The organism is Nocardia sp. NPDC004151, assembly GCF_042874235.1.
Classification (GTDB): Bacteria; Actinomycetota; Actinomycetes; order Mycobacteriales; family Mycobacteriaceae; genus Nocardia.
In genome coordinates this window covers 19152-33415 of record NZ_JBIAMR010000013.1, presented here as the reverse complement: position 1 = coordinate 33415, position 14264 = coordinate 19152, and the positions used below count along the sequence as shown (strand labels likewise).

Here is a 14264-nt window from a genome sequence, read left to right as displayed (position 1 = left end):
AGTCAATCGGCGGGACGGGCGCCCTGGGTCAGGCCAGCAGTCTGGCGCGTAGCGCGTCGATGGTGGCCTGATCGAGGCCCAGGCCCTCGCGGACGTAGCGGTCGACGCTGCCGTAGAGGCGGTCCACCTCGGCGAAGGCCGCCTCCAGCCACGACAGTTCCACCGAGGTCGGATCGCCGGTCACCGTGTTGGTGGCCAGATAGTCGGCGTTCACCACGTCCCGGGGCACGCCGAGGAGGGTGAGCAGCACCGCGGTGGCCCAGCCGGTGCGGTCCTTGCCCGCGGTGCAGTGGTACACCGTCGCACCACCGGTGTTCGCGGCGATCGACCGGAACAGGGTCGCGAAGGCGACATCGGAGCCGTGGAAGTTGACCATGAACGGGTACCCGATCGACTGGCCCATATCGGAGGAGCCGTGCAGTAGGCCGTCGATCACGGCGCGGGTCAGGGTGATCGGCGGGAACTCGTGGAAGGCGATGCCGCTGTCGAAGCTGACCACGTCGGCCACCTTGTACTGCGCGCCTGTCGGCACCCGGTCGGGCGCGCTGCCGCGCTCGGAACCGTTGCGCAGATCCACATCCAGCGTCACCCCGGCGGTGGCCAGCGTGACCAGGTCGGCGTCGGTGAGCCCGGACAGCCGGTTGGAGCGGAAGGCCACGCCCGTGCGGACCGTGTGGCCGTCGGCGGTGCGGTAGCCGCCGATATCACGGAAGTTGCGCGCGCCCGCGAGCCGGATGGCGGTGGAGGCGGGCGCGGGCAGGGCCGAGACCGGGTCGTCGACCGCGGCCGAGCCCGACCCTGCCGAGCCCGAGGAGCCGAGACCGCCCGCGCCGGAACCGGATCCGGAGGCGATATCGCTGGGCTGCGCCGTCGCGGGAGACGCGCCCAGAGTCGCGCCGAGGGTGATCAGGCCGGCGAGCGCGACCGCCGCGACGTCGAGACGGGGCTGGGTGCGAGAAGACATGGGGGACCTGCTTGCGGTGCGGGGAGAACGGGGATCCGGGTCCGTCAGGACTGTTTGATCGAGTACGAGCCGGTCGCGGTCCCGGTCAGCTGCCAGCCACCCGGCACCTGGGTGAGGGTGAGGCCGGAAACATTGGCGGACTGGAGGTTCGGGCGCGCGGTACCGGGGTACCAGGCTTCCACACGGCCGGTTCCCGTGCCACTGAAACCGGCGGCGGTGACGCTCGACAGGGCGCCGGGCACGGCGCGCGGGTACGCGCGCGACAACGGCCGGGCGTACCCGGCCGCCTGGCCCTGCGACGCGCCCGAGGGGCAGGCGATCCGGTTGAGATTGCCTTGCGGCTTGCCGGTATTGCCGTCGCGCACCGCGTGCGGATCCCCGCACGCCTGCTTCCAGGACCACCAGGTGCCGCCCATCCGGTTGGCGTCGAGCTGATCGAGGAACCGATCCACCTTGGGCGCATCGGAACCCGGGTCGCCGAACCAGCCCCATTCGCCGGTCCACAGCGGCGCACGGTATTTGGCGGCGGCGTCGAGCCCGATCTTGAAGCCCAGCTCGATGCTCGGGAAGGCGTTCACGACATTGATGGACTCGCTGTACAGGTGCGGCGAGAACACCGCCAGCGGATCGGTGATGTAGTGCGCGGGCGGCGTGGCGTCGATGCCGAGGGCCGACCAGATCGCGCTGGGCTCGAAGATGGCCAGGTGCGGCGCGCTGCCGCGTTCGGCCTGCCGGATGGCGGCGATGACCCGCTGGTAGTACTTGCCGAGCTGATCCGCGGCCGAGAACGGGTCGCGCAGACCGGGATTGGGCTCGTTCAGCAGGTCGTACCCGGCGATGGCGGGTTCGTCCTTGAACTCCGCGGCCAGCTTGGCCCAGGTGTTCACCAGATGCCCTTGGATGCCCTGGGTGTCGTCGTAGAAGTTCTGGAAGGCGCGGGCCACCGCGGGCGCGGTCTCGCGGACCCCGCCGAAATTGCAGGTGGTCCAGCCGTCGGTGAGGGTCGCCCAGGCGGGCGCGCCGTCCCAGCCAATGCCGGGCTTCATGAAGATCGGGCACCCCTGCCCCTGGGGTGAGCCCACCGCTTTGCCCCACGCGTCCTGGTGCATGTCCAGCACGGTGTAGATGCCGTTGGCCTTGGCGTCGTCGACGGCGGTGTGGATGCGGGCCAGGTAGGCCTGGTCGAACGCGCCGGGCGTGGGCTCGAGCGCGGACCAGGCCAGGTTCAGCCGAACCACATTGAAACCGAGCGCCGCCATCTGTTCGAAGTCGGTGCGATCCAGCGGCGCGACGGTCGGCAGCGGCTGGTCGTTCTGCGCATAGTCGTTGAGCTGGTTGACATTCGCGCCGCGCAGCAGCACCGTGCGGCCGGTGACATCGGTGATGGCCCCGTTCGAGACGGTGAGCTGGGGCAGGGTCCAGCCGCCCGGTTCGGCCGCCGCGGGCTGGGCCCCGAGAGCGGTGCACACGAGCGCCGTCGCGACGGCCAGGATCCGACCTCGATTCAACATGCGGAAAACCTAACGGCTCCCGCGGCGGCCACGGAAACACCTGTTCGCGGCCGATTCACTTGATCAGCTTGTGAATGTTCGTCCAGTCCCTGTCCCGCTGAACGAGACCCATTGGACTGTTTCCTGTTCGGTTCCCGCCGGTTCATTCGCCCCGCGTAGATCTGTCGGCGATCAACACGCGATTAGGAGTGAGTCAGTTGTCAGTTTCATGGCGTCGTACCGCCGTCGTCGTCGCGCTCAGCGCCGGGCTGTTCGCGAGCCCGCTGCTCGGAAACATCGCCGGCGGTGAGCTGTCGGCGCTGCCCGTCGCCGCCGCCAAGCCCAGCACCGCCGTCGCCGACGCGCCGCACCTGGGCAGCGTCGACAATTTCCGCGATGTCGCCGGAACCGGCGCGGGCTACGACGCGCAGGGCAGCCACCACGTCAACAAGGGCGTCTTCTACCGTTCGAACGCGCTCGCCGCGAATGACGCCGACCTCGCCACCCTGAATGGCCTGCACCTGACGGCCGTGTACGACCTGCGCACCAGTGGCGAGATCGCCACCAAGCCGGATCGCGTTCCGGCCGGCGCCTCCTACACCAATATCTCCATCCTGAGCGGCGACGTCTCCGGCGGCATGGGGAACCTCACCAGCCCCGAGGCCGCCCGCGAAGCCATGCGAGCCCTCAACCGCCAGTTCGTCACCGGGGCCTTCGAACGCGCCCGCTTCGCGGAGCTGCTGACCCAGCTCGCCGATCAGCAGGGCCCGGCCGTATTCCATTGCACCGCGGGCAAGGATCGCACCGGCTGGACGTCCTACCTGCTGCTCAGCCTCGCGGGCGTCGACCAGCAGACCATCATGAACGATTACCTGCTCACCAACGAGTACTCGGCCAAGTCCATCGCCGCCACGCTCGCGCAGATCACCGCCGCCAAGGGTGCCGCCGCGGCCGCCATCTACCAGCCGTTGCTGGGTGTGGAGGCGAGCTTCCTGCAGGCCGGCATCGATCAGCTCGTGGCCGACTACGGCTCGGTCGACAAGTACCTGAAGGACGGCTTGGGCCTGAAGGGTCAGACCATCGAGCAGCTGAAGCACAAGCTGATCCAGAAGTAGCCCATTCCTTCCGGTTGGTTCTGAAAGGTCCTCCGAGGCAGCGGCTTTCGACCGTGAGCTTCCTCACGGTGAACGGTTCGCCCTCGGAGGACACAGCTTTACAGCCGGTCATCGGAATGCCATCGGCCCGACACCGCCCCGGCACCACCGGCGCGAAGACTGTTCTTCGCACCCGGCGCCGGTCGTCGAGCCTCCACTTCGCCCGGTGTCCGCTCTCGACGCGACCCTCCGTTCATGCCCTCGCGTCGGCCACGGACCGCGGACACCTCGGCGCCGGGTGCGCCCCCACCGCGCGTCCGGAGGTCCCGATGTTCGAATCGTGCTGTTCCCCTCACGAATCGGCGCACTTGCTGCGCGCCCGCTACGGCCTACCGGTGCAGCTCTACGCCGACCGTCCGCTGATCACCGTGGGCGCCGCGGTCGAGGCCCTGACGGTGCCCGAACCCCTGGGCCGCCGGGTGCTCGCGCGCCTGGACTGGCTGCCGTCGGCTCCCGTCATCGCCGACCCGCGCGACCGGCGCTGGACCTTCCTGGTGACCCCGCCACTGCCCAATCACCCTGTGCCCCAGCGACTCCGCCTCTTCCTCCAGTCCCACGCGGTGACTGTTCCCGAGTGCGGCAGCCGGATCCTGTTGCCCGCCGACGATCGGCCTTGCGGCTGGCACTGGGCGAACGAACCCGAACCGGGCCGGTTGCGCCTGCCCCACCGCGCCATGATGCTGGCCGCCCTCCGGCTGTCCATCCTGGAGCGCCCCGACCGCCTGCCGGCCTGACCGCCCGCGCCGGGCGTCCTGCGATCATGTACCCATGAGTAACTGGCTGGAGACGTCCGGCGGCGACACCGCCCGCCCCCTCGCCCAACCGGTACCTGGCGTGCGTGAAGTGCGCTTCGGCCTCGCCGAGCTGCGCGCCGACGACGAGCGGCCGGGCGGGTGGCTGCTGAGCGTCAACGGCATCGCCCAGTCCTACGTCGATCTCGACGATCCGACCTACCTCGAGCTCGAATACATGCGCTACATGGGCTATGTGGTCGATTCCCTGGAACCCGCCGACGCCCCGCTGGACACGGTGCACATCGGCGGCGGAGGCGGCACCTTCCCGCGCTACCTCTCGGCGGTCCGCCCCGGTTCCCGGCACCTGGTCATCGAAGCCGACGAGGCGCTGGCCCGCTTCGTCGACGAACGCCTGGGCCTGCGCTCGGTCCCCGGCGTGGAACTGCGCATCGGTGATGGATCGACCGAGATCGCCACTCTGCCAGCGGATTCCGCACAGCTGGTGGTTGCCGATGCCTTCGAGGGCCTGCGGATGGCGGCGGGCATCACCGGCTCCGCGTTCACCTCCGAGGTGGCCCGGGTCCTGCGGCCGGACGGGGTCTATCTGCTGAATCTGGTGGGTGCTCGAATCCAGCTGGACGACATCCGCTCGACCTTCCCCTACCGTGCGCTGCTCGACGGGGACGTCTTCGCGGGCTACCAGGGCAACCGCGTCCTGGCCGCGAGCCCAGCGCCGCTGCCCCTCGAAGCGCTGTACCGCCAAGCGGAACGGGCCTTCCCGCCGTTTCGTGTCGTGGCCGAAGGCCCCGAAACCCGTCCCTAGCGGCGCTGGGTGGCGAGACGAGCAGGGATCAGTGTCGGCACCGTCGATCGCCGGGGGCTCAGTCCGGTATCGACGGTGCCGACTGGAAGGCGGACTCCGTCCCGGGTCACAGTCCGGTGCGGAGCCCGCCGCTGTCGAGCATTACGCCCGCGCCGAAAACGCTAGGAGGCAAGGCATCTGAAGTGAAATCAATCTTTCGGGTGTAGTCACAACCTCGAGTTGTGATTGCCCGGGACCAGCCGATCAGAGGTGGGGCGGCACCGTGCAGTCCGCGAAATCGGGTTCCTGCAAGAGCTTGACCAGCTCCGGGTGGGTGTCGCGGATGCCGCGAGCCACCTCGACGAACGACCGCACCAGCGCGGACTCCTGGGCGCCGCGCCAGCCGACCGCCACCTCATTGGGCGGGACGTCCGCGACCGGAAGCAGATGCACGCCGGGGAACGGGATCCAGCGCGCGCAGGCCACGGTGAGGACGACACCGACCCCGGTGGCGACCTTGTGCAGCTCCTCGAGCAGCGAGTTCGAGCGCGATATCACCGGGGCCGGAGCGCCGCCGCGAAAGGCGTCCAACTCCCAGAACGCATTCCACACCGGATCGGTGGTGGCGGCTCCGAGGAGAGGCTCGTCGAGCAACTCGTGTGCGAAGACCTCGGCGCGACCGGCCAGCCGATGCCCCGTGGGCACCATGACCATCAGCGGTTCGGCGAACAGCGGCTCGAAGTCGACCCCCGCGTCGACGAACGGGCGGCGCGCGAAGGCCACGTCCACCGAGCCCGTGGCGAGTCCCGCCGAGGGGTCCTCGTAGGTGAAATGCCGCAACTCCACGGTGATCCCCGGGTGGCGGTGACGGAAGGCCGACAGGATCGGCTCGGTCAGGGTCAGGGCCGCGCCCTCCAGCGCGCCCAGGACCAGTCGGTCCTGCTCACCGCGGTGCACCGACCGCGCCCGCTCGATCGCGACGTCCAGGCCGGTCAGCGCGCTGCGGACATCTTGTAGAAAGACCGCGCCGGCGGCGGTCAGCTCTACATTGCGGGTGGTCCGGGAGAACAACACCACGTCCATCGCATGCTCGAGTTGCTTGATCTGAGTGCTCAAGCCCTGCTGAGAGACATGCAGTCGCTGCGCGGCGCGGGTGAAGCTCAGCTCCTCCGCTACCGCGATGAAGTATTGCAACTGGCGGGTGTGGACTTCCATGAGGCGCAGTCTAGGTCGATGGGCGATGCGAACCGAACTCTATCGCGGAACCGACCGCGCATTGACAAATCGGCCTTGTGAATTGCTCATGAACAATGATTTCTCTTCGCTTCCTGGGTGTTCTAGCGTTTTCGATGGGCTTTTAGCTCGGGCGAGCGCGGCGACAGGAAACGATGATGAATTGGACTGCCCTGGTGGGTTCTCTCTATTCGGCGCAGTACACCGCCTCGGAGCGCCTCGCGGAACCCGGATTGTCGATGCCTCCCAATCCGCCCGCGTCCGTGGAGGCAGTCGCGGCCGCCGAGCGGCGCCTCGGGGTGTGGTTCGACGCCGAGTTCCGCCAGTTTCTGCTGACCTGTGACGGGTGGTCGCGCTACGGGACGGTTCAGCTCTTCGGTGTCGGTGATTTCGCCGCCGGGGAGAAATGGCGGCGGGATTCGGCCTGTGCGCAGCAGTACTTCGATACCGGGGCGTCGGGCACGCTCATCGTGCCCGAAGGGTATCGCCGGGTCCTGGTCGGCAAGACCCTCGCGGCCCAGCGGTTCATCGTGATGCTGTTCCCGACCGGACCGGGCATCGGACCGGCCGCCTGCTGGGACTGCATGGCCGGCATCGACCTCCGCTACCCGAGCTTCGGGGTGTGGGCCAAGCTCGAGGCGTCCGCGATCTCCTACGCCCTGGGCGAGGAGATCGCGGACCGCAGCTGCCCGCGGTGAGCGGCGCGGGCAGCGGCCGTTTCGCGGATCAGGCCAGCAGTTTGGCGCGCAGCGCGTCGATGGTGGCCTGATCCAGGCCCAGCCCGTCGCGCACGTACTTGTCGACGCTGCCGTAGAGCCGGTCGACCTCGTCGAAAGCCGCCTCCAGCCACGACAATTCGACCGCCTTCGCGTCGCCGAGCTGCTTGTTGCTGGCCAGGAAGTCGGCGTTCACCACATCGCGGGGCACGCCTAGCACGGTGAGCAGGACGGCGGTGGCCCAGCCGGTGCGGTCCTTGCCGGAGGTGCAGTGGTACACCGTCGCGCCGCCGCTGTTTCCGGCGATCGAGCGCAGCAGGGTGCCGAAAGCGACGTCCGAGCCGTGGAAATCGACCATGAACGGGTACTGGATCGACATCTTGAGATCGGACGAGCCGTTGATCAAGCCGTCGATCACGGCGCGCCCCAGCGTGATCACCGGGAACTCGTGGAACGAGATGCCACTGTCGAAGCTGACCACGTCGGCGACCTTGTACTGGGCCCCCGTCGGCACCCGGTCCGGCGCGCCGCTGCGCTCGGAACCGTTGCGCAGATCCACATCCAGCGTCACGCCCGCCGTGTTGAGCTTGGCCAGATCGGCGTCGGTGAGCTTGTCCAGGCCGTTTGACCGGTAGACCAGGCCCGTGCGGACTGTGCGTCCATCCGCGGTGCGATAGCCGCCGATATCGCGGAAGTTGGTGGCGCCGTCGAGCCGGATCGCCGTCGTGGCGGGCGCCGGCAGGGTGGACACCGGGTCGTCCGCCGCCGCGGAGCCGGACCCCGCCGACCCCGACGACCCGAAACTGCCGGAGCCGGAGCCGGATCCGGAGGCGACATCCGCGGGCTGCGCCGTGGCGGCGGCCGCGCCGAGGGCGGGGCCGAGCGCGATCAGGCCGGCGAGGGCGATGGTCGTGATGTCGGCCCGGCGGGCCCGACGTGGGGACATGTCTACCTACTTACTGTGGGAATTCGGAGACGACTGTTTCTCACGAGAAACCTAGCGGGACAAACGATCCGGGCGGAAACAGAAGTTCCGGAGTCATTGACAAGGCGGGGTTGTCAATGACTCCGAAATTAGGATTTAAGTTCTCCGCCATTGTGCTCTAGCGTTTCCCGGCGTGAGCGGAAGCTCGAATTCTTCACGGGCTCACCGGTAATCGGTTCCGTGTTTCTCCGGAACTGTTGGAAGGAATCATGCGTAAAACATCGAATATTGCCGCCGGAATCGCGGCGACCGCACTGGTGATATCCGGAGCGGGAATCGCCCTCGGTTCCGCGACCGCCGCCGCCGATGCCACCGCGTCGGGCTGCGTCCAGCACCAGCACGTGGACCACAACCCGGGTATCAGCAGCGTCTGGATCACCCACACCTATGACAAGTCCATCAGCGTCACCTCCGCGGCGGTCGGCACCCTGGTGACCTACAAGGTCGTGGTCGGGACCACCAGCATCGGCAATCCCTACATCAACTCGATCACCGACTATCCGCCGCCGGGCTTCGACAAGCCGGTCAAGGCCGTCGTCACCGCCTACCACTTCGGTCAGGGCGAGCAGCCCGCCGAGGTGACGCCGGAGCCGAACAACGGCGGCTGGAGCGTCAACAGCACCGGCTGGTTCGTCAACTCCGGCAACCCGGTCACCGCCGAATTCACCTACAAGGTGCCCGCGTCCATCACCGACGGCCAGCAGGTGATGAGCGGCGGCATCAGCGTCGGCGGCACCGTCGGCTCCGGTTCCGACCAGCCGAACATGAGCGTCTGCTTCACCGGCCGCGGCGCGAATCCCGGTGAGGCGCTGCTCGGCAGCCTCGACCAGGGCGGCCTGGGCTCCTCGCAGAACCAGCTCAGCTCGACCGGTTCGGTGACCGACACCATCACCAATGTGATCCGCCGCCTGATCGGCAGCTGATCGGCATCGGTCCGATTCTCCTGGGCCGTGGTGCGCGCGCGGCCGCCACGGCCCAGGACCTTCACCATCGTTCCAAGGAGCAAGTCGTGTCGCCCAGGCGGAGTTTGGCGTCGCTGATCGTGTCGTGCGGTGTGGCCGCGGCCCTGTTCCAGGTCGCGCCCGGCGCGCTGCAGGTCTCCCGGGCCGAGACCGGAGCCCATCTGGATCACATCGATCGCGCGGGGCAACGCCAGCAGATGGTCTACGTGTATTCGGCTGCCATGCAACGGGTTATCCCGCTGCAGGTACTGGCCGCCGCCGACGCGACCACCCCCAGCCCGACGCTGTACCTGCTCAACGGCGCCAGTGGCGGCACCGACGTCACCAACTGGTACAGCCGGACCGACATCGTCTCGTTCTTCTGGAACAAGCGTGTGAACGTGGTGACACCGGTCGGCGGCGAGTTCTCCTATTACACCGACTGGCAGCGCGACGATCCCGCCCTGGGCCGCAACCGCTGGGAGACCTTCCTGACCCGGGAGCTGCCGCCGATCATCGACGCCACGCTGCACACCTCGGGCGTCAATGCGATCGCGGGCGTGTCCATGTCGGCCACCTCGGCGCTGGATCTCGTATCCGCCGCGCCGACGGTGTACTCCGCGGTCGCGGCCTACAGCGGCTGCGCCTCCACCTCCGACCCGGCCGGTCGCGCCTACATCCGGCTGGTGCTGGGCCGCGGCGACGGCAACCCCGCGAACATGTGGGGGACCGACGACGATCCGGCCTGGCGCGCCCACGACATGATCCTCAACGCGGACACCCTGCGCGGCAAGGCGATCTACCTCTCCAGCGGCACCGGGCTGTCCGGCCCGGCCGAGGAGCTCGCCGGGCATTCCGCCCCGGACGAGATCGCCACCAAAGCGGGACAGATGGTGGTGGGCGGAATGATCGAGGCCGCCACCAACTCGTGCACCCACCGCCTCGCCGATCGGCTGCGCGAACTGGATATTCCCGCCCAGGTCGACCTCCGGCCCGTCGGCACCCACACCTGGCACTACTGGCAGGACGACCTGCACAAATCCTGGCCCCTCCTCGCTTCCGCGCTCGGCACGGAATAGCCAGGGGCCGTGCCCAGAAGCACGTCGAGCAAGAGAGCATGGAAACGACAGTGAGACACAGGAACGGCCGGATCGGGTGGATGGCCCGATCTGTGGCCGCGGCGGCCGCCGTGGTGGCAGGATGCACGCTGGGCACCACGGCCCCTCCGGCCATCGCCGCGCCCGTCGCCCTTTCGCCGGTGCACGTGGACGGTTCACAGTTCGTGGACTCCTCCGGGCGGGTGATGCTGCTGCACGGCGTCAACAACGTCGACAAGGAACCGCCCTACTTCACGCCGGGAACCGTCCTGGACGCCGGCGACGCGGAGGTGTTGTCCCGGCACGGATTCAACACGGTGCGGCTCGGCGTCAACTTCGACGGGCTCATGCCGACCAAGGGCGTGGTCGACACCGCGTATCTGGATCGGGTCGCCGGGGTCGTGGACACCCTGGCGCAGTACGGGATTCACACCGTGCTCGACAACCACCAGGACGGATTGTCGAGGATCTGGGACGGCAACGGCTTCCCCGAATGGGCGATCCACGCCCGGCCCGCCGCCGGTGAGAACAATCCCGGATTCCCGATGTTCTATCTGATGCCCAGCATGAACGCGGGCTGGGACGAGGTCTGGAACAACACCTACGGTGTCGTCGACTACCTCGGTCAGGCGCTCGGCGCGCTCGCGGAGAAGATGAACGGCCACCCGGGCGCGATGGGCATCGAGCTGCTCAACGAGCCGTGGCCGGGTTCGGCGTTCCTGTCGTGTTTCCCCAACGGCTGCTCCGGATTCGACGCCAAGTACCAGGGCGTCATGCAGAAGCTGACCGACGCGGTACGCGGCCGCAACGGCGACATCACGGTGTTCTGGGAGCCCAACGTCACCTGGAACGAGACCATGCCCACCAACCTGGGCAAGAACCCGCCGATCAGCGGCCCCGGCATCGCCTTCGCTCCGCACGACTACTGCATCCCCAGCCAGCTGGCCACCTACAGCGGCCTCCCCACCTTCCTGCGCGGTCTGTGCCCGCTGCAGCAGGGCAAGACCTGGGGCAATATCGACGCCTTCACCCATCGCACCGGAATCCCCTCGCTGGTCACCGAATTCGGAGACGGCGACGCGTCGGTGCTGGGCAACACCCTGATCAACGCCGACGATCGGTTCATCGGCTGGCAGTACTGGCACTACAACGGTGGCGACCCGTTCTCCGGCGACATCGGCAGCCAGTTGGTCCGCACCTATCCGCAGGCCACTTCCGGCACCCCCGGCCGCATGATCTTCGACACCGGTTCCGGCGACTTCGCCTACCGCTACACCCCGCGCTCCACCGGCAAGCCGACCGAGATCTACGTCTCGGATCTGCACTACCCCAACGGTTATCAGGTGCGAGTCGACGGCGGCACGGTGACCTCGGCGCCCGGGGCGCGCGTGGTGACCGTCGAGGCGAACGCCTCGACACCGGTGTCGGTGTACATCAATCGGCCCGGCTCCAAGGGCGCGTCCGTGCCCGACGGTCCGGTCGGGACCGGCTCGGCGTCCGGCTCGGCCTCGGGCTCGGCCAGCGGTTCGGGCGGGTCGGGCTCGGCCTCCGGCTCGGGCTCTTAGAGAAAGGAATCCACCATGACACTTCGATTCACCGCAGGGGCCACCGCCGCCACGGCTCTGGGGCTCGGAGCCCTGACCCTGTTCGGCGCCGGGTCCGCCATGGCCGCCCCCGGCACGGTCACCTGGACCGACAACGGCACCGTCTACAACCGCACGGTCAGCAACACCACGCCGTCGGTGGGTGAGAAGATCACGATCACCACGAAATTCGAGCGCACCAACGCTACCGACGAGCAGATCAACTGGCTCAAGGACTGGCACCCCACCTGCCTGACCTACGTCACCGATTCCGCCAAAGTCATCGACTCCGCCGGAACCCACGGCGTGGAGCCGTACCTGGAGATCCGGCCCGATTTCATCGCCGGCGACTTCACCGCCACCAGCTACAAGGTGATCATCAAGAAGCGCCTGGGTGACGTGCAGCCCGCTACCTTCAGTGCTCAGTACACCGTGGGAGCCGACTGCGCCAAGGGCGCCGCGATGACCACCGGCGTCGAATACCTGTCCAACCTCGGCCACCACGCCGACTTCAAGACCCAGGGGCCCTCGATCACCGTCGGCGGCACCCCCGGCGGCGGCCCCGGCGGCACCGGCAGCGCCGACGCGCTGCCCGGCGGCCTCGGCTCGCTCCTGAGCGGGTTCGGCTCCAGCCGCTAACACCGCGAGTTCTCTTGGCGCAGGCCCGGAACCATCAGGTTCCGGGCCTGTGTGCGTTGCCGTCGTGACCGCACGCGAAAAAGCGGCGCCGAGTCGTTGTCGACTCGGCGCCGCTTCTGGCTATCGCGCCCGGGGAACGGCGTGGATTACGACAGGCTCCCGGCGGAACCGCTGAGCAGCTTCTTGATCAGCTCCGAAACGAGCGCGTCCACAAGATAATTGGCCAGGGAACCCATGTTGTCCTTCTCCTTCAGATTCTTCCGAATGAGCTTCCGCTCACCCGGAAAACGCTATGGCACAAAGGAAAAGAACAGAAATCAATTGTTGGGGATGATCGACAACTCGAAATTGTGGATTCAGGAGGACAACGCGGCGACGGGGGCGCCCCGGCGGTGCGGCGTCTCCAGGCGGGCGATGAGATCCGGATTGGCGGCGCGAACCCGCCGGGCCACGTCGATGAAGGACCGGACCAGCGGGGTCTGGTGCGTGGTGCGCCAGCAGACGGCGACCTCGTTGCGGGGTGCGTCGCTCACCGGAATGACGCGGACGCCGGGGAATCGGATCCAGCCCGCGCAGGGCACCGTCATCGCGATGCCCGCGCCGGTCGCGACCTGATGCAGCTCCTCGAGCAGGGTCTTCACCGGGAGGACGGTCGGGGCCGCATGCCCGTCGCGATGAGATTCCAGCCGCCAGAACGCATTCCACACCGGGTCGGCGGGCCCCGACGCGAGGATCGGGTCGTCCAGCAGCTCCGCGGCCGAGACCTCGGCGCGGTCGGCGAGGCGATGATGCGCCGGCAGCAGCGCCACCAGCGGCTGGGAGAACAGCGGTTCGAACTGCAGCCCGGCGTCCACGAACGGCCGGCGCACGATGGCCACGTCCACCAGCCCGTTCGCCAGCCCGGCGGAGGGCGTGTCGTAGGTGAAGTGACTCAATTCCACGGTCACGTCGGGATGGCGCTCGCGGAACGCGGCCAGGATCGGCTCGGTGAGCGTCAGCGCGGCGCCCTCGAGGCAGCCCAGCACCAGGCGATCGTGCTCACCGCGTTGCACCGCCCGGGCCTCCTCGGCTCCGAAACTCAAGCTGGCCAGAGAATCTCGCACATGTCGCAGGAACGCGGCGCCGGCCGCGGTCAGCTGCACCTGGCGGGTGGTCCGGGTGAACAGCGTGACATCCATCTCGTGTTCGAGCTGTTTGATCTGGGTGCTCAGCCCCTGCTGTGAAACGTGCAGTCGCTGCGCGGCTCGAGTGAAGCTCAATTCCTCCGCCACGGCAATGAAGTACTGCAACTGCCGAGTATGGACTTCCATGCGCCGCAGTCTAGGCTGGTCAGGCATCTGAAGTGTGACTTTTTCGGAAACTGTACCAACCAGTAGCAATTCTGCGGCAGCCTTGCGGATCCGCGCTCGCGGGCGCGAGTCCCGTGCCGAACGATGCTGCGGCCGGACTGGGCCGCCGTGCGCCGCGTGTGGCCGCATCGAGGGTGCGGGATAGAACTTGCGGGAACGGTCATTCGGTTGCGAATCCGGGTGCGGCTGAGGCTGTTCGGTACGCCGGTGTTCCACTCGTGGAACGTTCGCGGCGGGAGGCCTCTTCCGGCCGAGGGGGAGCGGGACCGGGCGGGGAAGTACGCCGGTTATCGCACGATTGCTCGATGGTTGCTGTGCGGTCTGACGAGATCGGCTGCTGACCTCGGGAATCGGGCAAAGCGTACGTCCTGGCCGGGGTCGGCCGGGACTGCGGAATGTGTGCGCGAGGCGGGACTTGAACCCGCACGTCCTAGGACACCAGAACCTAAATCTGGCGCGTATGCCAATTTCGCCACTCGCGCTAACGGTACGACCGTCCAAACTTTACCGGGTCCCACGGGGATCGCGAAGCATCGGGGACGCGTGGCGTACTGGTCGGTAACCTCACCTGCGATTA

13 protein-coding genes and 1 tRNA gene are annotated in these 14264 nt (G+C 68.1%); 8 read left to right on the top strand and 6 right to left on the bottom strand.

The window, feature by feature from the left end; all coding sequences use genetic code 11:
- Positions 1-28: 28 nt before the first annotated feature.
- Complete coding sequence (locus ACFYTS_RS26115) at positions 29-964, bottom strand: tyrosine-protein phosphatase (protein WP_387307839.1); 936 nt, start codon at positions 962-964, stop codon at positions 29-31.
- Positions 965-1008: 44 nt separating this feature from the next.
- The gene (locus tag ACFYTS_RS26110) at positions 1009-2475 is read right to left on the bottom strand and encodes a cellulase family glycosylhydrolase (protein ID WP_357288041.1); all 1467 of its coding nucleotides are present in this window, start codon (positions 2473-2475) and stop codon (positions 1009-1011) included.
- A gap of 188 nt (positions 2476-2663) precedes the next feature.
- Here ACFYTS_RS26110 and ACFYTS_RS26105 point away from each other — a divergent pair, with 188 nt between their 5' ends.
- From ACFYTS_RS26105 to ACFYTS_RS26095, 3 genes are all read left to right on the top strand, one after another.
- Positions 2664-3569: a tyrosine-protein phosphatase gene (locus ACFYTS_RS26105; protein ID WP_387307837.1), complete on the top strand. Its 906-nt coding sequence runs from the start codon at positions 2664-2666 to the stop codon at positions 3567-3569.
- Between the two features lie 308 nt (positions 3570-3877).
- Complete coding sequence (locus tag ACFYTS_RS26100) at positions 3878-4342, top strand: hypothetical protein (protein WP_387307835.1); 465 nt, start codon at positions 3878-3880, stop codon at positions 4340-4342.
- A gap of 34 nt (positions 4343-4376) precedes the next feature.
- The gene (locus tag ACFYTS_RS26095) at positions 4377-5165 is read left to right on the top strand and encodes a spermidine synthase (protein ID WP_387307833.1); all 789 of its coding nucleotides are present in this window, start codon (positions 4377-4379) and stop codon (positions 5163-5165) included.
- Positions 5166-5408: 243 nt separating this feature from the next.
- Here the strand turns inward: ACFYTS_RS26095 and ACFYTS_RS26090 are convergent, their stop codons facing one another.
- A complete protein-coding gene (locus ACFYTS_RS26090) occupies positions 5409-6359 on the bottom strand; it encodes a LysR family transcriptional regulator (RefSeq protein WP_387307831.1) in 951 nt (316 codons plus the stop codon).
- A 176-nt stretch (positions 6360-6535) separates the two neighbouring features.
- Between ACFYTS_RS26090 and ACFYTS_RS26085 the strand changes: the two genes are divergently transcribed.
- Positions 6536-7075 carry a hypothetical protein gene (locus tag ACFYTS_RS26085; protein ID WP_387307829.1) on the top strand — a complete coding sequence of 180 codons (540 nt, stop codon included), beginning with the start codon at positions 6536-6538 and terminating at the stop codon, positions 7073-7075.
- A gap of 28 nt (positions 7076-7103) precedes the next feature.
- On the opposite strand, the gene ACFYTS_RS26080 is transcribed toward ACFYTS_RS26085, so the two are convergent.
- The gene (locus ACFYTS_RS26080; protein ID WP_357288058.1) at positions 7104-8039 is read right to left on the bottom strand and encodes a tyrosine-protein phosphatase; all 936 of its coding nucleotides are present in this window, start codon (positions 8037-8039) and stop codon (positions 7104-7106) included.
- 248 nt (positions 8040-8287) lie between these two features.
- Here ACFYTS_RS26080 and ACFYTS_RS26075 point away from each other — a divergent pair, with 248 nt between their 5' ends.
- From ACFYTS_RS26075 to ACFYTS_RS26060, 4 genes are all read left to right on the top strand, one after another.
- Positions 8288-9001: a hypothetical protein gene (locus tag ACFYTS_RS26075; protein WP_387307827.1), complete on the top strand. Its 714-nt coding sequence runs from the start codon at positions 8288-8290 to the stop codon at positions 8999-9001.
- Between the two features lie 86 nt (positions 9002-9087).
- Positions 9088-10098 carry an alpha/beta hydrolase family protein gene (locus tag ACFYTS_RS26070; RefSeq protein ID WP_357288064.1) on the top strand — a complete coding sequence of 337 codons (1011 nt, stop codon included), beginning with the start codon at positions 9088-9090 and terminating at the stop codon, positions 10096-10098.
- A gap of 80 nt (positions 10099-10178) precedes the next feature.
- On the top strand, positions 10179-11681 hold the full coding sequence (locus tag ACFYTS_RS26065) for a cellulase family glycosylhydrolase (RefSeq protein WP_387307825.1): 1503 nt from the start codon (positions 10179-10181) through the stop codon (positions 11679-11681).
- Between the two features lie 15 nt (positions 11682-11696).
- Positions 11697-12338, top strand: coding sequence for a hypothetical protein (locus ACFYTS_RS26060; protein WP_387307823.1), 642 nt, complete (start codon positions 11697-11699; stop codon positions 12336-12338).
- 356 nt (positions 12339-12694) lie between these two features.
- Here ACFYTS_RS26060 and ACFYTS_RS26055 read toward each other — a convergent pair whose 3' ends face one another.
- Positions 12695-13648: a LysR family transcriptional regulator gene (locus ACFYTS_RS26055; protein WP_387307821.1), complete on the bottom strand. Its 954-nt coding sequence runs from the start codon at positions 13646-13648 to the stop codon at positions 12695-12697.
- 439 nt (positions 13649-14087) lie between these two features.
- Positions 14088-14169: transfer RNA gene (locus ACFYTS_RS26050), tRNA-Leu, on the bottom strand.
- Between the last annotated feature and the right edge of the window lie 95 nt (positions 14170-14264).